Source organism: Simiduia agarivorans SA1 = DSM 21679, from assembly GCF_000305785.2.
GTDB lineage: Bacteria > Pseudomonadota > Gammaproteobacteria > Pseudomonadales > Cellvibrionaceae > Simiduia > Simiduia agarivorans.
Map to the genome: position 1 here is coordinate 3,172,356 of NC_018868.3, position 25,267 is coordinate 3,197,622.

Here is a 25,267-nt window from a genome sequence, read left to right on the forward strand (position 1 = left end):
CTTGGCGAGGTATTACAGCGGGGTAACGTTCTCTGCCTGCAGACCCTTCTGGCCCTGTGTGACGTTCATGGTAACTTTCTGACCGTCGCGCAGGGACTTGCGTCCATTGCCATTGATAGCGCTGAAGTGAACAAAAACATCTTTGCCGCCTTCTTGCTCAATAAAACCGAAACCCTTTTCGTCGTTAAACCACTTCACAGTGCCTTGGATCAAATCAGACATAGTCCTTCCATCTTTTAATGCTGCCCCATTTTGGGGCCGTTTAGCCCGTCCGTGCCAACTCCGATGATCTTGCGCGTGTGTGATCAGTTGGTCGAACACCTCTCTGTGCACTCTCACATCCGGCACAGTCAACCCGATTCTACACATTTAGAATGAATTTGTTAGGGGCGAATCACGCTTTGTGCAGAAAAAATCCAACGAAAAATCAGGGTTCAGAGGATGTGTCTTTTGAGTGTTCTTTTTTGGCGTCTGTTTTCTCAGACTTTTGGATCAGGCGTCCCACCAGTATCCCGCTTTCAAACAACAACCACATGGGCACCGCGAGCAGTGACTGTGAAATGATGTCGGGCGGCGTGAGTAGCATCCCGATCACGAAACAACCCACGACAATGTAGGGTCTTTTTGCGATTAGCGAATCCACGCTGGTCATGCCGGCGCTGATCATCAGTACGGTGGCGACAGGAATCTGGAATGCCATGCCAAATGCAAAAAACAGTTTCAGCACAAAGTTCAGGTACAGGCTGATGTCGGTCATCACTGTGACCCCGGCCGGACCGACACTGGTGAAAAAGCCGAACACCAGCGGGAACACAATAAAATATGCGAAGGCCATGCCCGCGTAAAACAGGCTGACACTGGCCACCAGCAAGGGCGCAGCGTAACGCTTTTCATGTTTGTACAGCGCCGGCGCCACGAAGGCCCAGATCTGGTAGAGCAAATAGGGAATTGCGATCACAACCGAGGTGAACAGTGTGAGTTTAAACGGCGTGAAGAACGGCGACGTGACATCGGTGGCGATCATGCTGGCGCCTGCAGGCAGAAATTTCTGCAGCGGCGCGGCCACAAACGCATAGATGTCATTGGCGAAATAAAACAGGCCGGCAAATACCAGCAATACCGCGAGCAGCATGCGCAACAGGCGATCACGCAATTCAATAAGGTGTTGTACCAGCGGCAGCGGTTGGTCGGTCATTTTTCGGGCTTGTCCTTCGCGTCGCTGTCGGGGCCTTCTTTTTTGGTGTTGTGCTCGGGGTCGTCGCCGTGGGCGTGATCGGGCAGCTCTACGTGCTCCACATAGTTGTCGCGCAGCACCCGTTCGATTTCTTCCCGGCTGGCATTGAGCTCGCGCATGATGGATTCATTGTGCAGCTGTCGCCGGATATCGTCCGCACCCAGCTGTTGCTCCAGCTCCGCTTTGGTATTGCTCAGGCTGCGTTTGATCCGGCCTATCCACAGGCTGATGGTGCGGATGGTCTCGGGCAGTCGCTCGGGACCAATGACCAGCAGCCCTACAATGGCCACCAGCAAAAGCTCAAAAAAGCCAATATCAAACACCGGCCGGCTCCTGCGTTACTTCTGTTCTGACTTGATGTCGGACTTTGTGGCAGCGCTGTCTGCAGGCTTGTCGGCCTCCAGTTTTTTATCTTCCTGCTCGGGCGCCGGTTTGTCGTCGCTCACCGATTTGCGAAAGCCTTTGATGGCATCGCCAATGTCGCTGCCCAGGCCTCTGAGTCGTTTGGTCCCGAACAGCAGAACCACAATCAGAAGAATAATGAGTAATTGCCAAATACTGATACCGCCGAGTCCCATGGTCGTCTCCTTTGGGGGTGGTTAGGATTTATTTCGGTTGGCCTTTTCTTCCAGGCCCGACAGGTCGAACCGGCGCGCCAGTTCGTCCAGCACATCCTGTGCGGTTAAATCTAAATGCGACAGCATCACCAGCGAGTGAAACCAGAGATCGGCGGTTTCATACACCAGGTCGCGCTTGTCGCCGCCATTGGCGGCATCTTTCGCGGCGAGAATGGTCTCGACGGATTCCTCGCCCACTTTTTCCAGGATCTTATTCAGGCCCTTGGCGTGTAACGATGCTACATAGGAACTGTCGGCGCTGGCCGATTTGCGCGCTTCCAGCACCTGCGTCAGGGCTGTGAGTAGGTCACTCATGAGTAAATGTCCTCGGGGTTCTTCAGTACCGGGTCGACGGTTTGCCATTGCCCGTCCTTGAATACCCGGTAAAGACAGGACTCGCGCCCGGTGTGGCAGGCGATGCCGCCGGCCTGGTCGACCTGCAGGCAAAGGAGGTCGCCGTCGCAATCCAACCGGATTTCGCTCACTTTCTGGGTGTGGCCGGAGCTTTCACCCTTGTGCCAGAGTTTCTGGCGCGAGCGACTGAAATAGACGGCCTCGCCGAGCGCAATGGTGCGCGTCAGCGCCTCCCGGTTCATCCAGGCCATCATCAGTATTCTGCCGGTCGCCGCATCCTGGGCAATCGCAGCGACTAAGCCATCGCTATTAAAATTCACGTCTTTGAGGTATGTGTCAGACATACAATCCTTCAATAGATCCAGTTTATCGCATTCTCATCGCTCGCCAATCCTCCGGATGAACTAGGCCATGGCTCGGGTCAGGCACTTATCCAGAGGACGCCGGCAAGGCTCGCCAGCCCCCAGCTGATCGGCGGCACGGCAGCGAGGCTGGCGCCCACAGTGGGTATTGCCAGGGCGACGGCCGTCAACGCGGCAGCGGTGGCCAGCCATCGCTTGTGCTGGCTGCGGCGCCGGCGTGCGCCGGATACACTCAGGTTCTCTGCCAGTTGTTCCAGGCGTGCAAGCTTAGCACTGCTGGCTTCCAGGCTGGACAGGGCACCGTAGAGTTTTTGCGGCATGTGTGGCAATTTTTCCAGCCACTCGGGGCCAAAGCGCTTGATATCGGCCCACAGTGTGCGCGGGTGATAGCGGTCTTTCAGCCAGGCTTCCAGGAACGGGTGGGCCGTGCTCCACAGGTCCAGCTGGGGATAGAGTTGTCGCCCCAGGCCTTCGATATTGAGCAGGGTTTTTTCCAGTAACACCAATTGCGGCTGCACTTCCATGTTGAACCGGCGGGCAGTGCGGAATAATTGCACCAGCAGTTGGCTGAACTCAATTTCCGCCAATGGCTTCTGGAATATCGGTTCGCACACGGTGCGGATGGCGGATTCAAACTCGGTCACCACTGTTCCGGCCGGCACCCAGCCGCTGTCCACATGCAACTGGGCTACGCGCCGGTAATCGCGCCGGAACATGGCCACCAGATTGGCGGCCAGATAATACTGATCGTCCTGGGTCAGGCTGCCCATGATGGCGGTGTCGATGGCGATGTACTGGGGTTGGTCCGGGTGTTCGCGCGCGACAAAAATGTTGCCCGGGTGCATGTCGGCATGGAAGAAATTGTGCTTGAACACCTGGGTAAAAAAGATTTCTACCCCGCGCTCGGCCAGCAGCTTCATGTCGGTGCCCTGTGCCTGCAGGGCATCCACGTCGCTGACGCCAATGCCATAAATGCGTTCCTGCACCAGTAAATTTTCGCGGCAATAGTCCCAATAGACGTCCGGCACATACAGCAGCGGTGAGTCACTGAAGTTACGTCGCAACTGCGCGCAATTGGCGGCTTCCCGTTGCAGGTTGAGTTCATCCAGGATGGTGTGGCGGTAGTCTCTCACCACATCCACCGGGCGCAAACGGCGACCGTCGTCGGACAGCTGGGCCACCAGTTTGGCGAGTTTGAGTAACAGGGTAATGTCGCGTTCGATGGTGGGCGCTAAGCCCGGCCGCACCACTTTGACGATGACCTCCTGGCCGGACTTGAGCTGTGCCGCATGCACTTGCGCGATCGATGCACTGGCCAGCGGCTCGGCGTCGAAGCGGGCGAAGACATCATCTACGCCTTGTCCCAGCGCCTGTTCGACCAGTGCGCGGAAGCGCGCCGGGGCAAAGGGTGTGACTTCATCCTGAAGCTTGCTCAGCGACAGCACCAGGTCGGCGGGAATCAGGTCGGGGCGGGTGGATAACAGCTGGCCGAATTTAATGAAAATCGGGCCGCGCGATTCCAATGCGGCCCGCAGACGCTCTCCCCGGGAGTGTGCGCCGCGCGGAATCAGGTACGCGGGCAGCAGGGGCAGTCGGACCCACCAGGGCGCCTGGGCCGGGATCAGCTCATCTAATCTGAAGCGCAGAACGGTCAGGTAAATGCGGAGCAGGTGGATGGTGGCAATCAGGGTGTTCACGTCAGTGTCCGGATCGGGTATTCAGCAGCGCCTGCAGCCGGGCTTCGAGCCGGTCGGCGGCCTGGGCCAGCGCCTGGACATCGCGGCTGAATTGATTGAGCGAGGGCTTGGTGGCCAGCAGCGCCAGTTCTTCGGAAAGCCAGGGTTCTACCTGTGCGCGGGTTTGCGCCAGTTGCCGGCAGCCATAACGATGAAAGGTGCGGGCGCCCTGTGCCAAAGGGTGCGCCAGTTCGTCACCAAGCAAGCCTGCCAGCCAATCTTCCCAGTCGATGTCGAGTTGGGCGGCGATTTGCTTGAGTGTCTGCAACAGCGACGTCTCGCCTTTGACGTTAACGCCCGAGCCCGCCAGATTAAAGCGCTCCTCCCGGGCCAGTGCCAGCAGGTCGGCGAGTTTACCGGACACCGTGCAATGCGCCGGCAGCTCGCAATGGGTGCGCAAATCGACGCCGTGGTCCAGAAAGCAGACCCACAGGGACAGGTTGGGCTCGGTCATTTCCACCCGCAGAACTTTGCCGCAGAGCTTGCGCACGGCGGCCTGGCTGGCGGGATCATATTCGAGCGCTTTGTTGAGCAGTGTTTCTGCACTGGCAACCGCGAGCATCAGGCCTTCGTTGATCAAGGTTTGATGCCCTTGTGCAGCGCCACAATACCGCCGGTCATATTGTAAAAACGGGTTTCTACGAAGCCGGCGTCGTCCATCATGGACTTGAGTGTTTCCTGATCCGGGTGCATACGGATGCTCTCCGCCAGATAGCGGTAGGAATCGGCATCGTTGGCGATAACCTTGCCCATGAACGGCAGCAGACGAAAGGAATAGGTGTCGTAAACTTTTTCCAGCAAGCCGCTGGTGGGTTTGGAAAACTCCAGCACCAGCAGCCGCCCGCCGGGCTTCAGCACCCGAAGCATAGAGCGCAGGGCCAGATCTTTGTCGGTCACATTGCGCAGGCCGAAAGCGATGGTGATGCAGTCAAAGGTGTTGTCGGGAAACGGCAGATACTGGGCATCGGCCTGGGCGTAGTGCAGGTTGCCGGCGTGGCCCAGGTCGGTGAGCTTGTCGCGTCCCACCCGCAGCATGGATTCATTGATATCCGCCAGGATAACCTGGCCTTCGGGGCCCACCAGGCGGGCGAATTTATGGCTCAGGTCACCGGTCCCGCCGGCAATGTCCAGCACCTTGTGGCCACTGCGAACACCGGACAGTTCAATGGTGAACCGCTTCCAGAGCCGGTGGATACCGCCCGACATCACATCGTTCATCAGGTCGTATTTGGCGGCTACCGAGTGAAATACACCGGCTACCCGCCCGGCCTTGTCTTCCTTGCGGACGGTTTCGAAGCCAAAGTGGGTGGAGTTGTCGTCGGTCATCGCTGTGTGCCTGGCTACTGCATGAATAGAGCGGATTCTACCCTGTTAGCGGGGCTTTGTCCTTGCGGCCAACGTATGGGGGAACAAACGTTAGCGACGCAGTGGCGCCGCCAACGTTGAGGTGTGGGTCAGGCCTTGGCCTTAAACTTTTCCCGCATCGTCTGGATGCCCTGATAAAACGAGGGCAGCAATACGGTGCCAATAAGCGTGGCGGCCAACATGCCACAAAGCACCGTGGTGCCGAGCGAGACCCGCGACGCGGCGCCGGCGCCGGTGGCGACGACAAGCGGAATCACGCCCAGCACAAAAGACAAGGCGGTCATGAGCACGGCGCGGAAGCGCAGGCGGGCAGCGTTGGCGGCAGCGTCGGTGATCGAGTGACCATCGGCCCGTTGTTCCATGGCGAATTCCACAATCAGAATTGCGGTTTTTGCCGCTAACCCGATCAATAAGACCATGCCTACCTGGGCGTACACATCATTGACCATGCCGGCCAAAAACAGACCGGCCATGGCCCCGAAAATGGCAATGGGTACGGCCGCCATCACTGCAAACGGAATGTTCCAGCTTTCGTACTGGGCCACCAGGAACAGGTACACGAACAGCAACGCCAATCCGAACAGTACCGGCGCCAGGTTGCCGGCCTGGATTTCCTGGCGGGACTGGCCGGCCCACTCAAAGCTGTAGCCATCGGGCAATTGCGTCGACAGGTTTTGCATGGCCGCCAGCGCATCGCCCGAACTGTAACCGGGTGCCGCTTCACCGCTGATGGTGGCAGAGCGGAACAGATTGAAGCGATTGATGGCGGTGGGGCCCTGGGTTGGGGTCAGGGTCGCCAGCGTCGACAAAGGCACCATGTCACCATCTTTGTTGCGCACGAAGAAATGCAATAAATCGTCGGGTTCCTGACGGAACTCGCTTTCGGCCTGAATGATGACCCGGTAATTGCGGCCAAACTTGGAGAAGTCGTTGATGTAGAACGAGCCCAATTGCGCCTGCAGTGTCAGGAAAATATCCGACAGCTGAATGCCCATGGCTTTGGCTTTGTTGCGATCCACATCCAGATAGTACTGCGGCACATTGGCGCGGAAGGTGGAAAAGGCGTAGGCCAGATCACTGCGTTCGTTGGCGGCGAAGATCATGCCGCCCATTACCGCGGCCAATTCTTTCGGATCGCGGCCCTGAGTATCCTGCAGTCGGAAGTCAAAACCGGATGAGCTGCCAAGCCCCGGCACCGGCGGCGGGTTGATCACCATCACCTGGGCGTCGGGCATAGCCCACAATTTGCCTTGCAGTTTTTTCTGCAGGGTATCGGCAAACAGCATCGGGTCGCGGCGCTCGGACCAGTGGTCCAGAATCACAATGCCCAGACCGCCATTGGTGGCGCCCCCGCTCAACAGCGAGAAGCCGGACACGGTAATGACGTTTTTCACCCCGGCTTCCTGCCGGGCCATGGCTGTCACTTTCTGCATAACAGCTTCGGTGCGGTTGGCACTGGCCGCGTCGGGCAGCTGGACGTCAATGAACAGGAAACCCTGGTCTTCGTTGGGCACGAAGCCGGTGGGTGTGGACTTCACCAGCCAGCCGGTGCCCGCGAGCAGCAGCACCGAAAATACGGCGACCCGGCCGCCGCGCTTCAACAGCCAGCCCACCAGTCCGGTGTAACGGGCGGTGGAAAAATGAATCAGTTTTTCCACCGGCGCCAGCCAGCCGATGGGCTTCATGTATTCCGGTTTCAACAATACCGCGCACAGCGCGGGGCTGAGTGTCAGGGCGTTGATGGATGAAATAAACACGGCCGAAGAAATAGTGACGGAGAACTGCTTGTAAATTTCACCGGTAATGCCGGGCATAAAGCCCACAGGGACGAACACCGCCATCAGCACCAGTGTGGTTGCAACGATGGGGCCGGTAACCTGCTCCATGGCCTTGAGCGTGGCTTGCACGCCATCCAGACCTTCTTCTTTCATTAATCGCTCAACGTTTTCGATCACCACGATGGCGTCATCCACTACCACACCGATGGCCAGCACCAAACCGAACAGCGTGATGACGTTGATGGTGTAGCCGAGCGCGTTCATCAGGGCAAAGGTACCGATCAGTGATACCGGAATGGCGATGGCGGGAATCAGGGTCGCGCGCCAGTTCTGCAAGAACAGGAACACCACCAGAATCACCAATGCCACCGCGACAAACAAAGTCTCGTACACTTCGGCAATGGATTCGTTAATGAAATCGGTGGTGTCGTACAGAATCTGATAGCTGACGCCATCGGGTAGCATGGTGCCCAGACGCTGCATTTCTGCGTGCACGGCTTCCGCCACCAGTGTGGCGTTGGCGTCGCTCAACTGATAAATCACCAGGAAGGCGGTGTCTTTACCGTCGAGCTTGACCGCATTGCGGTAGCTGCTCGAACCCATCTCGACGCGGGCCACATCCTTCAGGCGCAGGTAGCTGCCATCGGCGCGGGCGCGGATAATGGTATCGGCGAATTGTTCTTCGTTCTGCAACCGGCCTTGGGTCTGAATGGTGTATTCAAATTGCTGGCCGGGCACCACCGGACCGTCACCGAGTTTACCGGCCGCCACCACCGTATTCTGTTCGGAAATGGCGGTTTGGATATCGGTGACGGTGACGCCCAATGCGTTCATTTTGTTGGGGTCCAGCCAGATCCGCATGGCGTACTGGAAGTCGCCCATCACCTCGGCTTTGGCTACGCCCGGAATCCGCGCCAGCGGTTCCTTCAGATTACTGATGGCGTAGTTGGACAAAAAAGTGGTGTCGAACTGGGCCTGCTCACCAATCAGGTTGATACCCAACAGCATGCTGGTGGATTGTTTGAGGGTCTGTACGCCGTTGCGCATCACTTCCGGTGGCAGTGAAGACTCGGCCAGCGAGGCGCGGTTTTTGACATTGACCTGCGCCATGTCCCCGTCGACGCCGTTTTCAAACGTGACGGTGATGGTGGCCTGGCCGCTGTTGCTGGCGGTGGATTCCATGTACTCCATGCCTTCCACGCCGTTGATCTGTTCCTCCAGCGGGCGCAGCACGGTTTCTTCCACCACCGCGGCCGACGCACCGGGGTAGCTCGCCGTCACCTGGATCTGCACCGGTGCGATTTCGGGATAGAGGTTAACGGGCAGGGTTACCAGCGATAACATGCCCGCCAGAGTGATCACGATGGAAATGACAAAGGCGAATTTCGGACGGTGAATAAAAAATTGGCTGATCATGGATTAGCCCTCGGTCTTTTCACCAATGGCGCTGACAGCACCGGTGATTGGGTCCACAGTTTTCACCGTGGGTGCGACCTGGCTGCCTGTGCGTACTTTTTGCAGACCTTCCACAATCACTTTTTCACCGGCGTCAATGCCTTCCTCAACTACCCACATAGCGCCGTAACGCTGGCCGAGTTTGGTGAACCGTTGGGATACGGTATTGTCGTCGCCTACGACCAGCACAAATTTGCCTTGTTGGTTTTCCTGAACGGCGGCTTGTGGAATCAATGCCCGCTGTTCCTTGATCTGGCTTTCGACCCGCAGGGTGGTATACAAGCCCGGTAAGATAGTGGCGTCGGGATTCGGGAACAGCGCACGCAGGTTGACCGTACCAGTGGTAGCGTCCACTTTGGTATCGGCAAAATCCAGCTCACCGGGGTAGGGATGCTCGGTTTTATTCGGCAACAGCAGGCTCAGCGTGTAGAGCTTTTCTGCCTCCGCGGAACGGGCGCGCTCCTGCAAATAGGCGGTGTAGCTGGCTTCTTCCAGCTGGAAATTCACCTTGATTTTGGAAAGATCCACCAAGGTGGCGAGGGCGCCGGTGGTCGGCCCCACGGTGTTGCCTTCGGAGTAGACCGATTTGCCGATCTGGCCGGCAAAGGGAGCGCGGATCTGGGTGTAACTCAGGTTGATTTTGGCGGCTTCGACCGCCGCCTCTGCGGCCAGTACCGCCGCTTCGGATTGCTGCTTGTTGGTGATCAGCTTGTCCAGATCCGATTGGGAAATGAAGCCCTGAGGTGCCAGCTCCTCGCCGCGCTTGTAGTCGCGGGCGGCCCGGTCGCGCTCGGCAGTGCGCGCGGCCAGCTCGGCCTGCGCCTGCGCCAATTGCGCTTTGTAGGTGTCCGGGTTGATTTCGAACAGCAGCTGGTCTTTTTCGACCATGCGGCCCTCAGAAAAGTTCTTCTTCAGCAGCGTGCCTTCTACGCGCGCCACCAGCTGTACTTCGGAAAACGCTTCTGTTCGCGCCACGAACTCGCGGCTGCCGCCGATATCCTGAGTGGCCACTTCAATGACGCTGACCGCCGCCGGTGGTGTGGGGGGCGGTGTGGCGTCACCGCTGCAGCCAATGAGTAGCGCGGTGCTGACCAGTGAAAGAAGGAGGGAAGATGTGCGGATAGTTTTCATAACGCGTCCTTGTGTAAGCGTGACGTTAGTTGATGAAGCGCACGACACTGGTCTCAGGGTCGCGGGTTTTTTGTTGTGCGTGCAGGGTATCCAGATAGACCTGCCAACGGGCTTCGCGTTCCGTTGCCAGCTGGTAAAGGTAGGCCCAGGTGTAAATGCCGGAGTCGTGACCGTCATTGAAGATGAGCTTGAGCGCGTAATTGCCCACCATTTCCACCTTGTCCAGCTTTACATGGCGTTTGCCGTATTGCAGCACGGCTTGGCCCGGGCCGTGGCCCTGCACTTCCGCCGAGGGCGAATGCACCCGCAGGTACTCTGCGGGCAGTTCATAGTCCTGGCCCGCAAAACGCAGTAATAGCAGGTTAGCGCCTCGATGAAGCTTTATCTTTTCGGGAATCATGGGTAATTCCGCTAGAAAAAAGCGGAGTATACCAGTGCAAAGGAGATTTGTGCTTCACACGCAAATACGGTTCAGGGACGAATCCACCTGATTGGCTTCCTTATCCAGGCTTTTTGCCAGATTGGCATTGCCGCTGAGCTGCTGGCTCAATTGATGGCTGACCTGATTGATGTGCAGCATTTTCTGGTTGATGGATTGGGTGGCGTCCTGTTGTGCCTGGGTGGCGCGTGCCACTTCGTGGGTGAGTTTGTTGACGTGCGCGGTGGCGTCGCGTGCCTGCTGGATGACCGATTCCATGGACATGCTTTGCTCAAGACTGGTGTGGCTGAGGCTGAGGCATTCACTGATCGCCGATACCGCATGGCTGGCGCTGCTTTGCAGGTCGGACACTGTCTGCTGGATTTCGATGGTGGATTCCTGTGTGCGATGGGCCAGGGCACGCACTTCATCGGCCACTACCGCGAATCCCCGCCCTTGCTCGCCAGCACGGGCAGCCTCGATAGCGGCGTTGAGCGCGAGTAAATTGGTCTGCTCGGCGATGCCGCCAATTACATCCAGCACGCTGCCGATCTGGGCGCTGCGCTGTTTCAGGTGTTCGATATCATTGGCAATGGCCTGAATATTGTCCCCCAGATTTTGTACCGAGGCGCGGCTGGCGCTGTAGGCATGCACACCGCTGTCTAGCAGTGAGCGGGTGTTGTCGGCGGCGCTGCTGATGGCCTGGCCCTGTTCGGACAGGCTGCGTGATGCGCTCGATACCTGTTCGATCATGTGGGTCATTTGCTCGATGTCGCGGGATTCCTGATCAATTTCCGCATGCGCTTCATTCGTTGCCTGATTAATGGTGTGGGACAGTGTGCGCATTTGGGCGGATGCGTGGCGGGCTTCAACCAGCACTCCGCGCAAGTTCTCGACAAAATCGTTGAGTTGCCGGTTGAGTTGGCTGATTTCATCGTCGTAGTCGTCGGTAAGGGCATTGTTGGGGGCGCGCTTGGGGTCCGCCACCAGCGTCAGGTACTCATTGACCTTCTGGCAGCGGGCAATCACGCGCATCTGGATGCCAGCGACAAGCGTTAACGCCACGACCAGGCCGCCTGCCAGCGTTGGCCACAGGCTGGCTGTGCCACCGATAAGCGCGGCGATGCCGCCGGCCAATACAAGCGCCACAGCGCTGATGAGGATGAGAAATTGGGTCAGGCTCGCGCCAGCCTGGCTGCGGTGCGTCATTGGGGGCCCCGGTGCTGCGTTTTATTTCTTTCAGTGTAGTCAAAGGTTAGCGGCAGCAACCGGGGAAGCTTGAGGCGCCGCAGCGCCCCGGGGTTTTTCGATAGTTCGGTTAGAGGATATAGCGACTCAGGTCTTCGTCTTTAGCAAGCTGGCCCAGTTGCTGGTCCACAAAGGCGGCATCGATAGTGAACGCTTTGTTGCCATTGCCGGACTCAAACGAGGCCTGTTCCATCAGTCGTTCAATGACCGTGTGCAACCGGCGTGCACCGATGTTCTCGGTGGACTCGTTGACCTGGTAGGCGGTTTCGGCAATGCGGCGGATACCGTCGGGGGTGAAGCTCACTTCCACGCCTTCGGTGGCCATCAGCGCTTTTTGTTGCTCTGTCAGCGACGCTTTCGGCTCTGTCAGAATGCGTTCAAAGTCTTCCGGCGTGAGGGCTTTCAGTTCCACCCGGATTGGCAGGCGGCCCTGCAATTCGGGAATCAGGTCCGAGGGTTTTGCAAAGTGAAAGGCGCCGGAAGCCACAAACAAAATGTGGTCGGTTTTAATCATGCCGTGCTTGGTGGACACGGTGCAGCCTTCAATTAACGGCAGCAGATCGCGCTGCACGCCTTCGCGCGACACATCCGCCCCGCTGGCGCCGGAGCGCTTGGCCACCTTGTCGATTTCATCGATAAACACAATGCCGTTTTGTTCGGCGGCTTCGATGGCGGTGGATTTGATTTCTTCTTCGTTGACCATTTTTGCAGCTTCTTCTTCGCACAATTGCTTGAACGCCTGCTTCACGGTCATCTTGGTTTTTTTCTTTTTGTCCTTGCCCATGGACGAGAACATGTTCTGCAGCTGGCTGGTCATTTCTTCCATGCCCGGTGGGGCCATGATTTCTACGCCCACACTCACTGCCGCTACATCGATTTCAATTTCCTTGTCATCCAGCTGGCCTTCGCGCAGTTTTTTGCGGAACAGCTGGCGGGTGCTGGAATCGGTGCTGGCGGCTTCGCCATCGGCGCCGCGCGCAGGTGGCAGCAGCACGTCCAGAATGCGCTCTTCGGCGGCCTCTTCGGCGCGGTATTTGACCCGCTCCTGGGCCTGTTCTCGATGCATTTTGATGGACACGTCCACCAGATCGCGCACGATGGAGTCCACGTCGCGGCCTACATAGCCCACTTCGGTGAACTTGGTGGCTTCCACCTTCACAAAGGGCGCGTTGGCGAGCTTGGCCAAGCGGCGGGCGATTTCGGTTTTGCCCACGCCGGTGGGGCCGATCATCAGAATATTCTTGGGTGTGACTTCAGCGCGCAGCTCGGGCGCCAGTTGCATGCGGCGCCAGCGGTTGCGCAGGGCAATGGCCACGGCGCGCTTGGCATCGGCCTGCCCGACAATGTGGCGGTCCAGTTCATGCACGATTTCACTGGGGGTCATATTGGACATCAGCTGCTCAACTCTTCAATGGTGAGGTGGTTGTTGGTGAATACGCAGATGGAGCCCGCAATGTTCAGGCCCTTTTCCACTATGTCGCGTGCGCCGAGCTCGGTATTGTCCAGCAGCGCGCGGGCGGCGGCCTGGGCGAAGGGGCCGCCGGAGCCGATGGCGATCAGGTCGTCTTCCGGCTGGATCACATCGCCATTGCCGGTAATGATCAGCGACGCGGTACTGTCGGCCACGGCCAACAGGGCTTCAAGTTTGCGAAGGGCGCGGTCGCTGCGCCAGTCTTTGGCCAGTTCCACCGCGGCGCGGGTGAGTTGGCCGTTGTGTGCTTCCAGCTTGGCTTCAAAGCGTTCGAACAGGGTGAAAGCATCGGCGGTACCGCCGGCAAATCCTGCCAGTACCTGATTGTTGTACAGGCGGCGCACCTTGCGCGCATTGCCTTTCATGACGGTGTTGCCCAGGGAAACCTGGCCATCGCCGCCGAGGACAACCGTGTTGCCCCGGCGTACAGATAATATGGTGGTCACGGGAAGTTCCTGACTGTAGGTGAACTTCCGTAATGGGGGTGGGGCTGACTTAATTCAACCCGGTTTGCGTTTCAGCAACAGGGTATCGAAGCGATTGGATACGAGCGTGGAGCGGGCGTTGGCCATGGCCGAGGTGTTGTCGAAGGGGCCCACGATGACGCGGTGCCAGGTCTCGCCGCTTTTCACGGTGACCTTTTCTACCTTGGCATCCATGTTCAGCAGGATCAGCTTGGCGCGTACGCTGTCGGCATCTTCGGCTTTCTTGAACGAGCCCACCTGCAGCAGGTATTCCACTTGTTCGGTTTTCTGCTCGGCCAGCTGTTTGCGGGTTTCTTCCGGTGTTTCCACCACCACTTCGCTTTCTTCCAGCAGTTTGTAGAAGTCGAACCGGGGTTTGGGTACGGTTTTTTCGGGCGCTTTGGTCTCGGCTTTGGGCGCTTCGGCGACCGCCACTTGCTTGGCCGGTGGCTGGTCGGACAGGTACACCAGAAACATGACAAAGGCGCCCAGCACAGCGCCGGTGAACAGCCAGACCCATCCGGGTACATCGGATTTTTTCTTGCTGGGTTGCTTGCGGCGTTTGCGGTTGGCGAAATCTTGAGTCATGGGTACGGCGTTCTGAAGTGAGCGGGCATTGTAATGCAATGGGGGCGGATTACGAATAGGTGGGATATATTGCCGGTTTCATGCTCAGCACCGTGCCCGCGGCAGGCGATGGGGTAAACTCGTCGGGGACGCGTGAATACCCTCCGGGGCCTGCCATCAAGCCCAGCTTGATGGCGTTCAGCTGCGCGCAATACAGTGTATTGCCAACGCTGGCTTCACCCCTGTAGCTTGACGCCGGCCCTTCGGGACCAGCCCTCAACCATAGGTTGAGGGCGTTTTGTCGATTGCAAAGCACGCTTTGCTGACAATCGCCAAAACCCCTGCCGGCGACACCCCGCCGAATTTACCCCATCGCCTACCACCCATAGAACGGTAGCCATGTCTGGTTCTGTCTACTGCGTCTCTTGCGGGTCCACATCCAATGACCAGCGCACCCGTTTGGCCAGGGCCAGTTGTTCCAGTTCAGCAATCCAGCGCGGCAGGAATTGCTGCATGGCGGGGCGGCGGTCGGCCTGGAGCTGGAGCAGGAAGCGGAAGCGGTCCTGGCGTTTTTCCATGGCGGCGGGCAGTGGGCCCAGGTAGCGGAACTGCGGGCTGGGGGGCATCAGTTGCTCGGCCAATTGCCGTGCCTGTTGCAGGAATTGCAAGGCGTTTTCCGGCCGTTTGGACTCGGCTCTGAGCAACGTCATGCTGCTATTGGGCGGTAATCCGGTAAGTTGGCGCTCACTTAATAGCAGGCGGGCGAGGGGCGCATAGCCTTGCTGGATCAGGGTTTGCAGGTAGGGGTGGTCGCCGTTGTGGGTTTGCAGCAATACCTGGCCGCGCAATTGTTCGCGTCCGGCGCGCCCGGCGACCTGGGTAATCAATTGGGCCATGCGTTCGGTGCCGCGGAAGTCGGCCGAAAACAGACCGCCATCGGCATCCACAATAATCACCGTGGACACGCGCGGGAAATGGTGGCCCTTGGCCAGCATCTGGGTGCCCACCAGCAGGCAGGGCCGGCCGGAGTGGATTTCGTTCAGGGCTTCAGTGAACTGGCGCTGGGAGCGGGTGGCATCGCGGTCGATACGGATCACCGGGTAGTCGGGGAATTGCCGGCTTAAGAATTCTTCGGTGCGCTCGGTGCCGGCGCCCATGGGGGTGAGCTCCGGGGCCTTGCAATCGGGGCACTGGCTTGGCACCCGCCGTTGCAGGTCGCAGTGGTGGCAGTGCAGGTGGCGGGGTTGGCGGTGCAGGGTCATGCGCGCATCGCAGCGCGGGCACTTGGATTGCCAGCCGCAGAAGTGACACATAAGCACCGGCGCAAAACCGCGCCGGTTGATAAACACCATGGCTTGTTCGCCCCGCTGCAGGGCGCCGCGCAGGGCCTGGATAGAGGCCTCGGCCAGGCCATCGCGCAATTGCTTGGCGCGGATGTCGAGGGTACTCAGGTTCGCGGCCTGGCGGCCGGCCGGGCGTTGGGTCAGGTGCAGATGCTGATAGCGGCCGGCGATGGCATTGTTCAGGCTTTCCAGCGACGGCGTGGCGCTGCCCAACAGCAGCGGAATGTGTAATTGGTGCGCGCGGTACACGGCCAAATCCCGGGCGGAGTAGCGGAAGCCTTCCTGCTGTTTATAGGAGCCGTCGTGTTCTTCATCCACGATGATGATGCCGGGGTGCTTAAGCGGGGTGAAAATGGCCGAGCGGGTGCCGATGATGATCCGGTCCAGGCCGGCGCGGGCGCGTTGCCAGGTTTCGCTGCGCCCGCCATCGGCCACGCCCGAGTGCAGCATCCCCACCGGCACCTTAAAGCGGTTGGCAAAGCGCTGCACGGTTTGTGGGGTGAGGCCGATTTCCGGTACCAGCACCAGCGCCTGCCGGCCCGCTGCCAGTTGTTTTTCGATTGCCTGCAGGTAGACCTCGGTTTTGCCCGAGCCGGTCACGCCTTCCAGCAGACCGACCCAGAAGCCGGTGGCTGGCACGGCGTTGAGTGCGGCGGTTTGTTCGCTGTTCAGCGTCAAAGGCGGTTCGCCCAGCGGGGCATCAAAGGTCTGCCGCTCGGCGATGTCCACGCTTTCCACCAGACCCTTGTCGTGCAGGCCGTTGAGCACCGATTTGCTGAAGCCGGCGGCGCTGATGTCTTCGGCCCGGCGACTGCCCGCGCGCAGAAAGGTGAGCAGATCGGCTTGCTTGCGCGCCCCTTTGGGAGCACCTTCGGGCAGACCCAGGCCTTCAATGGTGAGCTGCCAGCGGGTTTCGGTGGGCAGACCGGCCTGGCTGTCACCGCGCAGGTTGGTGGGCATGGCGGCGGCCAGCACCTCTCCGATGGGGTGCTGGTAATAGTTGGCGGCCCATTGGCACAGGTGCAGCAGGGCGGCATCCAGCAGGGGTTCCGTGTCCAGCAGTTCGGCCGGTTTGAGCTTGTCGTGGGCTACGTCGGCAGTTTTGGGTAAGTCTGTGATGACGCCGGTGAGCTGTTGATGCCGGAATTCCACCCGCACCCGCTGCCCGGGCTGGGGTGGCTCGGTGCTTTCGACCTTGTAGTGAAACGACCGGCGCAACGGGCAGGGCACGGCGACGGCGACGAGATAATGCTGATCCATGGGCGGGTGGGGCTGCCGAAATTTTACTCAGTAATGCTTGTGTGGGGGGCGGATTCTGGTAGTATGCGCGATCCTTGAAACCGCTAACATTAACCTTTGTGCGGTGCCCGGCACAAGATCGGGTGGCGGCACACACTGGGAAAGCCAACATGAAAGCTGATATCCATCCAAATTACGTGGCCGTAGTTGCTAACTGCAGCTGTGGTAACAAAATCGAAACCCGTTCTACTCTGGGCCAGGACTTCCACGTGGACGTATGTTCCGAGTGCCACCCTTTCTACACGGGTAAGCAGAAAGAAGTGGCTTCCGGTGGTCGTATCGACCGCTTCAAGAAGCGCTTCGCGGGCCGCACCAGCAAGTAATTGCTCAGCCCCTGCCAAAAAAGCCGCGCCAGTCGCGGCTTTTTTTATGCCTGCCGTTTGAGCCCTCACCCATTCACCAAAGTACCAAGGGGTCAGACCCCTTGATGCTTTTGAGTGAGGGAGTCTGACCCCGCTTATTCACTTGATGCTTTTGAGTGAGGGAGTCTGACCCCGCTTATTCAGAAACCGCCAGCCGTATCACACTTATGTGAAATTGTTATTAAATATATTGTATACAGTATGCTAATCTTGTTTCAGGTGCTGGGGTATCGCGCCTGCCAATCCATAACAATAATTGGGCAAAACAAGATGAAGAAACTAACCACAACCCCCCTGGCGGCGGCGCTGTTGTCTGCGTTGTGCGCTTTACCGGTCGCGGCCAGCGGCCTTGAACATGGGCATCCCGAGCTGGATTCCCGCCACCAGAACAGCCGTGTACTCGATGGCGCCAGCCCTTTGCAGCTGGCGTCCCGAAATACCGTCATGCGAAGCCTGACGTCGGCGCAGGCAGTGCAGGCCAGCTTGTGTACAGCGGCGGAGTTAGCGCCGCTGTCGGGGCAGGCACTGACCGATGCGATCCTGGCGGCGGATTTCAGTTGCATCAACGGCCTGTTTTCCATCACCGGCACAACCGCGAACGCCTTGTTCAATGAAACGGACATGGTGTCAGTGGCGGCCCGGTTGCAAAGCCTCGCGGCCAGCTACGACGGCACCAATAACAGCAACATCCTGAACCTGATCATGTACCTGCGCGCCGGTTACTATGTGCAGTGGTATCACCCGGCTGACGTGGGCGATTACGGCGTGGCACTGAGCAACGCCTCCCGCGCGGCACTGGATGTGTATTTCGCATCAACCCATACCCTGAGCGTCACCGCGGCGCACGGGGATGTGTTGCGCGAAGCGCTCACGCTTATTGACAGCGCCGGCCACAACGCGCGCTTTCTGGGCCTGTTCGAGTCACTGCTGAACCGCTTTGACCAGGGCCATACCGGTATCTATTCCATGATGGCGGCCATGACCTCGGTGCTCACCAATCTGTACCGCGGCCAGTGGGCCGATGGATATGCCGAGGCGCTGGCCAACCGGCTCTCGTTAGTGGATAGCCTGGACAGTTTTATCCGCAATAACGAATCCCTGCTCGGCACCGACGATGACTACATGCTGAAAGATGTGGCGTCTGAACTGGGCCGGATGCTGTTGTTTACCGGCCCGGTGAAAGACCGCGCCAAGCCCTATGTGCAGGGCATTTTCAGTCGTTACAGCATGGATGGTTACGGCAGCGTGGTGTGGCTGGCGGCGGCCAATATGGCGGACTACTACGACAATTGTGCCGACTATGGCATTTGCGGTTATCAGGAGCAGCTGGAAGCGCAGATTCTGTCGATCCATCACACCTGCTCATCCACCATCAAAATCCGGGCGCAGGAAATGAATGGCACCGAGCTGGCCGATTCCTGTAACCAGATGGCCCAGCAGGAGGTGACGTTCCACCAGATGCTCACCACCAACTACCAACCGGTGGCGAATGACCTGAACACCGATCTGGAAGTGGTGATCTTCGACGATTACAACAACTACAACAGCTACGCCGGCACCTTCTTTGGTATCAATACCAACAACGGCGGTATGTATCTGGAGGGTAATCCCGCTCAGGCCGGCAACCAGGCCCGGTTTATCGCCCACGAGGCGAGCTGGAAACGGCCCGAATTCGAGGTGTGGAATCTGCGTCATGAATATGTGCATTACCTGGATGGCCGTTTTAATCTGCACGGCGACTTCGGTGATTCCATCAGCGAAGCCACCATCTGGTGGATTGAGGGCCTCGCGGAATACGTATCGCAGGGCAACAACAACCAACAGGCCATCGATGTCACTCGTGCCAATGGCTACAGCCTGAGCAGCTTGTTCGCCAACACTTACGACAGCGGCACCGATCGCATCTATCGCGGCGGCTACATGGCGGTGCGTTTTATGTTTGAGCGGCACCGGTCTGAAGTGGACACCATTCTCGGCTATTTCCGCGCCGGCAATTACACCGGTTATGCCAGTTTCATGGCGTCCATCGGCACAAGCTACGACAGTGAGTTTGCCAGCTGGCTCGCCAGCGTGGACACCGGCGGTAACCCCAGCGGTGATGCGGATGGTGACGGCTACCCCGACGCCACCGATGCCTTCCCGAATGATCCCACCGAATGGTTGGATACCGATGGCGATGGCATTGGCAACAATGCCGATACCGATGACGACAACGACGGCGTGCCGGATGCCAGCGATGCCTTCCCGCTCGATCCCACCGAGTGGCTGGATACCGATGGCGACGGCATAGGCAACAATGCCGACACCGACGACGACAATGACGGCATTCCCGATGTGTCCGATCCGAATCCGCTGGAGCCAGATACCGGCAGCGGCAATTGCACCACTGAAGCCTGTGATCCCACGGTATCGCGCATGCAGGCGGGCATCGCCAAGGTGGGTGTTGCGTCCAGCTATGCGGCTTACTACGCCATCTGGGTGCCTGCCGGTACGCAGAGTCTGCAGCTGACCAGTTCGGGCGGCACTGGCGATGCCGATGTGTACCTGCGCGCAGGCGGCTATCCATCGCGCACCAATTACGACGTTAAAGGTGCGGTGGCCGGCAATGCGGAAAAGCTGCGTGTCGAAAGCCCGCAGGCCGGTTGGTACTACATCACGGTCTATGCCACGGAAACCTTTGCCGGTGTTAATCTGCTGGCCGAGTTCAATGTGGATGCCGGCACGCCCACGCCCGATCCCACCGAGCCTGAGGGCGCTACTGACCCCGCTCAGCAAAATCTCTACAACGGGTGGGCCAAGCAAGGCATTGATGGCACCGATGCACGCTACTACGCCATCTGGATACCGGCGGGCGCGAGCAATCTGAAAATTGCCACCAGTGGCGGCACGGGTGATGCCGATCTCTATGTTCGCTTTGGTCAATGGCCAACGGAAAGTACCTGGGATTACCGCCCCTATCAGACCGGCAATGCGGAAACCGTCTCCATCGCGGCGCCACAAACCGGCGGCTACTACTACATCATGCTGAAAGCCTATGAGCCCTTCACCGGCGTAAAACTGTTAGCCACTCACGATTAATCTCGACAATCGGGGTCTGGCCCCTTGGTGCTAAAGCACCAAGGGGCCAGACCCCATCTTTTATTGCGTTTGAGTTTCGGGCACATTGGCAGCAGGATTTGGTGAGTTAAGCGATCGTGTCGAATTTTTGCTGCCGTCTTTTCATTTTTGTTGTTCTCGTTTGTTTAGCGTCACCGCTCTGGGCCGAGGCCTGCACCTATACGTTTAAGGCGCTCGAACGAAACCCGGTTTCCGTGACCCATGTTTACGACGCCGATACCTTCAAGCTTGGCAATGGCCAGCGTTTGCGTTTAATTGGCGTGAATGCGCCCGAAATGGGACGCGACGGTAAACCGGATGAACCGCATGCGCGTGCAGCCACGGATTTTGCCCGGCGCTGGTCTAAAGACCGTGCGTTGTATCTGTCATTGGATACCGAACACAAGGATCGCTACCGCCGCACCCTGGGCCATATCACCGACGCCGACGGCGCAAGCCTCAGTGTAGCGTTGCTGGAAGCGGGGCTCGCCTGGCCGGTAGCGGTGCCGCCCAATACCCGGATGGCAAGCTGCGAATTTGCGGCCGCGAAACACGCCGCCGCCCGCGGACTGGGCGTTTGGTCTGCTGATCCTATAAAAGCCAAAAGTCTGAGCAAGGGCGGATTCGCCCGGGTTACGGGCGTGGTGAGCCGGGTTGACCGCGCGCGCAATGGCGATCTGTGGCTGGATCTGGGGGCGAATCTGGCGGTGCAGATCCGCGTTCAGGATCAGGGCTATTTTGATGATTTGCCCGACAGTGATTGGCTTAACCGTGAGCTCACCTTGTTGGGTTGGGTGGTGGACCGGCGCGGTGACAAGCGATTGGCCGCCAAGGGTTACGCACCGTTCCGGTTGCAATGGCGTCACCCGCTGATGGGCGAACTGGCCGAAAAGTGACTATTCTCGCTGTGGATAGTGGCGATTACGCGGTTGTCGTGGAACAGTAGCTGGCGCTATGCTCCCGGCCATAACCATAAGAATTAATCCAACGAATAAAAGAGATTCCCGCAGAGAATCCCCGAACACTACGAGAGCGGTTGCGTTTATATGTCCGAGTCACGCAAGAAAGCGGCGCTCGATTATCACGCTTTTCCGGTACCCGGAAAGCTGAGCATCGAGTTATCCACCCCTGCTGAAACGCAGGAAGATTTATCCCTCGCCTACAGCCCCGGTGTGGCAGAGCCCGTGCGCGAAATCGCGCGCGATCCGGAACTGGCCTATCGCTATACCGGCAAAGGCAATTTAGTGGCAGTGATTTCCGATGGCAGCGCCATCCTGGGGTTGGGTAACCTCGGGCCATTGGCGTCAAAACCCGTGATGGAGGGCAAGGGGCTTTTGTTCAAGCGCTTTGCTGGCATTAACTCCATTGATATTGAGGTTGAATCGGAATCGCCGGCGCAGTTTATTGAAACGGTTGCCAGCATCGCGATTACCTTTGGTGGTATCAATCTGGAAGACATTAAAGCGCCCGAATGTTTTGAGATTGAAAACCAGTTGAAAGCGCGCTGCGATATTCCGGTATTCCATGATGATCAGCACGGCACGGCGATTGTGACAGTGGCCGGTATGTTGAATGCGCTGGAAATTCAGGGTAAATCCATCGAGGATGCACGTATTGTGTGCCTGGGAGCCGGTGCTGCCGCCACGGCCTGCTGTAAATTGATGATGGCGGCCGGCGCCCAGCCGGAACACATCACCATGCTCGACAGCAAAGGCGTGATCCACAGTGGTCGCACCGATCTCAACCAATACAAGGCCTTGTTCGCCACGCCCACGTCGGCGCGCACGCTGGATGATGCAATCGAGGGCGCCGATGCGTTTTTGGGGGTGTCGGGACCTAATCTGTTAAACGCGGCGCAGCTTTCCCGGATGGCGGTCAACCCGGTGGTGTTTGCCTGTTCGAATCCCGATCCGGAAATCGATCCTGCGCTGGCGCACAGTGTGCGGGATGATCTGATCATGGCCACCGGCCGCTCGGATTTTCCGAACCAGGTGAACAATGTGCTGTGTTTCCCGTTCTTGTTCCGTGGTGCACTGGATGTGCGTGCCACCATCATCAACGAGGACATGAAGCTGGCCGCGGTGGAGGCGATTCGCGCGATTGCGAAGGAGCCGGTGACCGACGCCGTACGGCGTGCCTACGGCGGTGTGGATTTACAATTCGGGCGCGACTATATCCTGCCTAAACCCACTGACGAGCGGTTGCTCGGCCGGGTCGCCGCGGCGGTTGCGCAGGCGGCAGTGGACACCGGAGTGGCGCATCTGCCATTCCCCGATCACTACCCGTTGGCGGGGTTGGCGGATATAAAACTGTGAGTGATGCCCCTGCGCTATGGCGCAGGGGGTTTCCACTCAGAACAACTCTTCCGGCAGGGTTTCTTCGCTGTCTTCTGACGATTGCTGCAGGCCGTGAATGGTATCGGTTTCCTGCGGCGCATTTTCTGCTTTGAAAATTTCGAACAGGGCACCCTGGCTGCCGGGTTGCGCGCGCTTGCCGGTTTTGGGGTCGATGCGCACTGTAATGATGCCGTCGGGCTGGCGCCGGTGTTGCTCCGGAATGCCCTTCAAGGCTTCCGCCATGAAATCGATCCAGATGGGCAGTGCGGCCGTGCCGCCGAATTCGCGCCGGCCGAGCAGGTAATTCTGATCAAAGCCAAGCCAGGCAGTGGCCACCAGCTTATGGTTGTAACCTGAGAACCAGGCATCGCGCGGCCCGTTGGTGGTGCCGGTCTTGCCGGCCAGGTCATCCCGGCCCAGCGCCATGGCTTTGCGGCCGGTGCCTTTTTTCACCACGTCGCGCAGCATCGAGTCGATCAGGTAGGCGTCGCGTTCATTCAGGACGCGATCGGCCAGCCGGATCGGTGCTTCACCAGCGTCGGTTTCTTCGGGTGCGGGCTCCGGCGTCTGGGCCAGCAGCGCCTCGAGGTTATCGGCTTCATCCAAAGGAGTGTCGGCGAGCGGTTGTTCTATTTTTGGCTGCTCTTGTGCCAGCCGCTCCGGGCACTGACGGCAGGCGCGCAACGGGTTTTCCTCGAACAGCAGCTCACCATTGACATCGGTGATGTGGCTCACCAGATAGGGCGAAACGCGGAAGCCGCCGTTGGCAAATACCGCGTAACCGGTGGCAATCTGCAGCGGCGTCAATGCATGGCTGCCCAGCGCAAGGGATAGGTCCCTGGGCAGCTTGCTGGTGTCGAAGCCAAAGCGACTCAGCTGCTCAATGGTGTTATTGATGCCCATGGAGCGCAGAATACGGATGGAGACCAGGTTGCGCGATTGGTACAGCGCTTGTCGCATGCGGATCGGGCCAAGAAACTGGCCGCCGTCGTTTTCCGGACGCCAGGTGCCTTCGAGACTGGCGTCTTCGAATACGATCGGCGCATCGTTAATGAGCGATGCGGGCGTAAAGCCGTTTTCGAGCGCTGCCGTATAAATAAAGGGTTTGAAACTGGAGCCGGGCTGCCGCTCGGCTTGCACCACGCGATTAAAATGGCTTTGGCGGAAATCAAATCCGCCGACCAGCGACCGGATGGCGCCATCTTCTGGATCCAGTGCCACTAATGATGCCTGGGCAACGGGGATCTGGGCGAGCCACCACTGGTTGTCTTTAGATTGAATGCGAATTAAATCGCCTTCTTTAAGTACTTCCCCGGCAGTTTGCGGCGGGCTGCCTACGCGGTCTTCATTGATGTATCGCTTGGCATCGGCCAGCCCCTGCTCCCATGCGATAGTGACGGTCTGGTTGTTGTCGCGCAGCACATCCACGCTTTGTTCGTTTATCTGAATCACCACCGCAGGCTCCAATCCGCCCAGATCGGGCTGCCGCACCAGCTCGTCCAGATAGCGGGAGCGTTGTTCATCTTCAGGCAGGCCCGATTGGCGCAGGTTTTTTTCCGGACCGCGATAGCCGTGGCGGCGGTCATAGGTCAGCAGACCATTGATCACTGCTTGCTGGGCGGTGGCTTGCAGGCGGGTATCAATGGTGGTGTATACGCGCAAACCATCGTTGTAGGCGTCTTCACCATAGAATTCCAATACTTGCTGGCGCGCCATTTCTGCCACATAGGGTGAACTCAGGTCCAGCGCGAACTCGTGAAAGCGGGCGGTCAAGGGAGCGGCTACGGCTTCGTCGTATTGAGACTGAGTTATTTTGCCCAGTTCCAGCATCCGCCCAAGAATCCAATTGCGGCGGGTGGTGGCGCGCGGGGGGTTGGCAATGGGGTTATAGCGCGAAGGTGCTTTTGGCAAACCGGCAATCATTGCCAGTTGCGGCAAGGTTAATTGGTCTATGCTTTTGCCGTAGTAGACCTGTGCAGCCGCCTCGATGCCGTAGGCGCGATTGCCTTGGTAAATTTTATTGACGTAGAGTTCTAAAATTTCTTCTTTTGTGAGTTCAGTCTCAATTTTGATCGCCAACAGAATTTCGTTGGCTTTGCGCAAAAAGGTCTGATCAAAAGTCAGGAAAAAATTGCGCGCCACCTGCATGGTGATGGTGCTGCCGCCGCCCTGAATCTGGCCTGTTTGCAATATTTGTGAAGCTGCTCGCAAAAGTCCTTTAATGGAGACGCCGTGATGTTTGTAGAATTGGTCGTCCTCAGCCGCAAGTATGGCGTCAATGTATGCCTGAGGGATCTGGTCGTAGCGGATAGGGCTGCGTCGTTTCTCTCCGAACTCGCCAATCAGCTTTCCATCGGCCGAATACACGCGCAGTGGGGTTTGGAGACGCACCTGTTTAAGCGTCTCCACAGAGGGCAATTTAGGGTTGAGATACAGGTAGAGCCCCCCGGCAGATAGGGCAACAGCGCTGATTCCGGTCAGCGTGAGCCAGCCCATAACCCGCAACCAGCGGTACTTCTTAGGTAATTTTTCCATAGGAATTAGTAGCTTAGGTGGTTCCAACTGTGAGGCGGCCATTATACGGGCTTTTCCGGGCTTTACATATTGCGACTATTGTTGCAGGCTTAACTT

General features: G+C 58.5%; 22 protein-coding genes. 4 read left to right on the forward strand and 18 right to left on the reverse strand.

Annotation, left to right across the window (positions count from 1 at the left end; translation table 11 throughout):
* Positions 1 to 12: 12 nt before the first annotated feature.
* The 17 genes from M5M_RS14335 to M5M_RS14415 all read right to left on the reverse strand — a co-directional run bounded on the left by M5M_RS14335 (position 13) and on the right by M5M_RS14415 (position 16,803).
* Positions 13 to 222, reverse strand: coding sequence for a cold-shock protein (locus M5M_RS14335; RefSeq protein ID WP_024330469.1), 210 nt, complete (start codon positions 220 to 222; stop codon positions 13 to 15).
* Between the two features lie 205 nt (positions 223 to 427).
* Complete coding sequence (gene tatC / locus M5M_RS14340) at positions 428 to 1,195, reverse strand: twin-arginine translocase subunit TatC (RefSeq protein WP_015048212.1); 768 nt, start codon at positions 1,193 to 1,195, stop codon at positions 428 to 430.
* A complete protein-coding gene (tatB, locus tag M5M_RS14345) occupies positions 1,192 to 1,557 on the reverse strand; it encodes a Sec-independent protein translocase protein TatB (RefSeq protein ID WP_015048213.1) in 366 nt (121 codons plus the stop codon). Before tatB ends, tatC begins: the two co-directional genes overlap by 4 nt.
* A 15-nt stretch (positions 1,558 to 1,572) precedes the next feature.
* Positions 1,573 to 1,812, reverse strand: a complete 240-nt coding sequence (gene tatA, locus M5M_RS14350; RefSeq protein WP_015048214.1) for a twin-arginine translocase TatA/TatE family subunit — start codon at positions 1,810 to 1,812, stop codon at positions 1,573 to 1,575.
* A 21-nt stretch (positions 1,813 to 1,833) separates the two neighbouring features.
* Positions 1,834 to 2,166, reverse strand: a complete 333-nt coding sequence (locus M5M_RS14355) for a phosphoribosyl-ATP diphosphatase (RefSeq protein WP_015048215.1) — start codon at positions 2,164 to 2,166, stop codon at positions 1,834 to 1,836.
* The gene (hisI, locus tag M5M_RS14360; RefSeq protein ID WP_015048216.1) at positions 2,163 to 2,549 is read right to left on the reverse strand and encodes a phosphoribosyl-AMP cyclohydrolase; all 387 of its coding nucleotides are present in this window, start codon (positions 2,547 to 2,549) and stop codon (positions 2,163 to 2,165) included. Before hisI ends, M5M_RS14355 begins: the two co-directional genes overlap by 4 nt.
* 77 nt (positions 2,550 to 2,626) lie before the next feature.
* Positions 2,627 to 4,264: a ubiquinone biosynthesis regulatory protein kinase UbiB gene (ubiB, locus tag M5M_RS14365; RefSeq protein WP_015048217.1), complete on the reverse strand. Its 1,638-nt coding sequence runs from the start codon at positions 4,262 to 4,264 to the stop codon at positions 2,627 to 2,629.
* Between the two features lies 1 nt (position 4,265).
* Positions 4,266 to 4,883 carry a ubiquinone biosynthesis accessory factor UbiJ gene (locus tag M5M_RS14370; protein ID WP_015048218.1) on the reverse strand — a complete coding sequence of 206 codons (618 nt, stop codon included), beginning with the start codon at positions 4,881 to 4,883 and terminating at the stop codon, positions 4,266 to 4,268.
* Entirely contained in the window at positions 4,880 to 5,629 is a 750-nt protein-coding gene (ubiE, locus tag M5M_RS14375; RefSeq protein ID WP_015048219.1) for a bifunctional demethylmenaquinone methyltransferase/2-methoxy-6-polyprenyl-1,4-benzoquinol methylase UbiE, read from the reverse strand. Before ubiE ends, M5M_RS14370 begins: the two co-directional genes overlap by 4 nt.
* A gap of 128 nt (positions 5,630 to 5,757) precedes the next feature.
* On the reverse strand, positions 5,758 to 8,862 hold the full coding sequence (locus tag M5M_RS14380) for an efflux RND transporter permease subunit (RefSeq protein WP_015048220.1): 3,105 nt from the start codon (positions 8,860 to 8,862) through the stop codon (positions 5,758 to 5,760).
* A gap of 3 nt (positions 8,863 to 8,865) precedes the next feature.
* Entirely contained in the window at positions 8,866 to 10,032 is a 1,167-nt protein-coding gene (locus M5M_RS14385) for an efflux RND transporter periplasmic adaptor subunit (protein WP_015048221.1), read from the reverse strand.
* Positions 10,033 to 10,057: 25 nt separating this feature from the next.
* The gene (locus tag M5M_RS14390; RefSeq protein ID WP_015048222.1) at positions 10,058 to 10,432 is read right to left on the reverse strand and encodes a gamma-butyrobetaine hydroxylase family protein; all 375 of its coding nucleotides are present in this window, start codon (positions 10,430 to 10,432) and stop codon (positions 10,058 to 10,060) included.
* Between the two features lie 54 nt (positions 10,433 to 10,486).
* The gene (locus tag M5M_RS20405; RefSeq protein WP_015048223.1) at positions 10,487 to 11,659 is read right to left on the reverse strand and encodes a methyl-accepting chemotaxis protein; all 1,173 of its coding nucleotides are present in this window, start codon (positions 11,657 to 11,659) and stop codon (positions 10,487 to 10,489) included.
* Positions 11,660 to 11,768: 109 nt separating this feature from the next.
* Entirely contained in the window at positions 11,769 to 13,091 is a 1,323-nt protein-coding gene (gene hslU / locus M5M_RS14400) for an ATP-dependent protease ATPase subunit HslU (protein ID WP_016389614.1), read from the reverse strand.
* Entirely contained in the window at positions 13,091 to 13,615 is a 525-nt protein-coding gene (gene hslV, locus M5M_RS14405; protein ID WP_015048224.1) for an ATP-dependent protease subunit HslV, read from the reverse strand. Before hslV ends, hslU begins: the two co-directional genes overlap by 1 nt.
* A gap of 54 nt (positions 13,616 to 13,669) precedes the next feature.
* Complete coding sequence (locus tag M5M_RS14410; protein ID WP_015048225.1) at positions 13,670 to 14,221, reverse strand: SPOR domain-containing protein; 552 nt, start codon at positions 14,219 to 14,221, stop codon at positions 13,670 to 13,672.
* 392 nt (positions 14,222 to 14,613) lie between these two features.
* Entirely contained in the window at positions 14,614 to 16,803 is a 2,190-nt protein-coding gene (locus M5M_RS14415; RefSeq protein ID WP_015048226.1) for a primosomal protein N', read from the reverse strand.
* A 149-nt stretch (positions 16,804 to 16,952) separates the two neighbouring features.
* Here M5M_RS14415 and rpmE point away from each other — a divergent pair, with 149 nt between their 5' ends.
* The 4 genes from rpmE (at position 16,953) to M5M_RS14435 (ending at position 22,615) form a co-directional block, all read left to right on the forward strand.
* Positions 16,953 to 17,165: a 50S ribosomal protein L31 gene (rpmE, locus tag M5M_RS19990; protein ID WP_015048227.1), complete on the forward strand. Its 213-nt coding sequence runs from the start codon at positions 16,953 to 16,955 to the stop codon at positions 17,163 to 17,165.
* A gap of 309 nt (positions 17,166 to 17,474) precedes the next feature.
* Positions 17,475 to 20,282, forward strand: a complete 2,808-nt coding sequence (locus M5M_RS19675) for a M9 family metallopeptidase (protein ID WP_015048228.1) — start codon at positions 17,475 to 17,477, stop codon at positions 20,280 to 20,282.
* Positions 20,283 to 20,515: 233 nt separating this feature from the next.
* A complete protein-coding gene (locus tag M5M_RS14430) occupies positions 20,516 to 21,196 on the forward strand; it encodes a thermonuclease family protein (protein ID WP_015048229.1) in 681 nt (226 codons plus the stop codon).
* A 150-nt stretch (positions 21,197 to 21,346) separates the two neighbouring features.
* On the forward strand, positions 21,347 to 22,615 hold the full coding sequence (locus tag M5M_RS14435; RefSeq protein WP_015048230.1) for a malic enzyme-like NAD(P)-binding protein: 1,269 nt from the start codon (positions 21,347 to 21,349) through the stop codon (positions 22,613 to 22,615).
* A gap of 36 nt (positions 22,616 to 22,651) precedes the next feature.
* Here M5M_RS14435 and M5M_RS14440 read toward each other — a convergent pair whose 3' ends face one another.
* Positions 22,652 to 25,171 (reverse strand): penicillin-binding protein 1A, encoded by a 2,520-nt coding sequence (locus M5M_RS14440; protein WP_015048231.1) that lies wholly within the window; start codon positions 25,169 to 25,171, stop codon positions 22,652 to 22,654.
* Between the last annotated feature and the right edge of the window lie 96 nt (positions 25,172 to 25,267).

Coding starts and splice junctions, on each gene's coding strand:
- M5M_RS14380 (WP_015048220.1), bottom strand. CDS start 8,862: ATGATCAGCCAATTTTTTATTCACCGTCCGAAATTCGCCTTTGTCATT.
- hisI (WP_015048216.1), bottom strand. CDS start 2,549: ATGTCTGACACATACCTCAAAGACGTGAATTTTAATAGCGATGGCTTA.
- M5M_RS19675 (WP_015048228.1), top strand. CDS start 17,475: ATGAAGAAACTAACCACAACCCCCCTGGCGGCGGCGCTGTTGTCTGCG.
- M5M_RS14435 (WP_015048230.1), top strand. CDS start 21,347: ATGTCCGAGTCACGCAAGAAAGCGGCGCTCGATTATCACGCTTTTCCG.
- rpmE (WP_015048227.1), top strand. CDS start 16,953: ATGAAAGCTGATATCCATCCAAATTACGTGGCCGTAGTTGCTAACTGC.
- tatC (WP_015048212.1), bottom strand. CDS start 1,195: ATGACCGACCAACCGCTGCCGCTGGTACAACACCTTATTGAATTGCGT.
- M5M_RS14390 (WP_015048222.1), bottom strand. CDS start 10,432: ATGATTCCCGAAAAGATAAAGCTTCATCGAGGCGCTAACCTGCTATTA.
- M5M_RS20405 (WP_015048223.1), bottom strand. CDS start 11,659: ATGACGCACCGCAGCCAGGCTGGCGCGAGCCTGACCCAATTTCTCATC.
- M5M_RS14415 (WP_015048226.1), bottom strand. CDS start 16,803: ATGGATCAGCATTATCTCGTCGCCGTCGCCGTGCCCTGCCCGTTGCGC.
- M5M_RS14385 (WP_015048221.1), bottom strand. CDS start 10,032: ATGAAAACTATCCGCACATCTTCCCTCCTTCTTTCACTGGTCAGCACC.
- M5M_RS14440 (WP_015048231.1), bottom strand. CDS start 25,171: ATGGAAAAATTACCTAAGAAGTACCGCTGGTTGCGGGTTATGGGCTGG.
- M5M_RS14355 (WP_015048215.1), bottom strand. CDS start 2,166: ATGAGTGACCTACTCACAGCCCTGACGCAGGTGCTGGAAGCGCGCAAA.
- ubiE (WP_015048219.1), bottom strand. CDS start 5,629: ATGACCGACGACAACTCCACCCACTTTGGCTTCGAAACCGTCCGCAAG.
- M5M_RS14335 (WP_024330469.1), bottom strand. CDS start 222: ATGTCTGATTTGATCCAAGGCACTGTGAAGTGGTTTAACGACGAAAAG.
- hslU (WP_016389614.1), bottom strand. CDS start 13,091: ATGTCCAATATGACCCCCAGTGAAATCGTGCATGAACTGGACCGCCAC.
- M5M_RS14410 (WP_015048225.1), bottom strand. CDS start 14,221: ATGACTCAAGATTTCGCCAACCGCAAACGCCGCAAGCAACCCAGCAAG.
- tatA (WP_015048214.1), bottom strand. CDS start 1,812: ATGGGACTCGGCGGTATCAGTATTTGGCAATTACTCATTATTCTTCTG.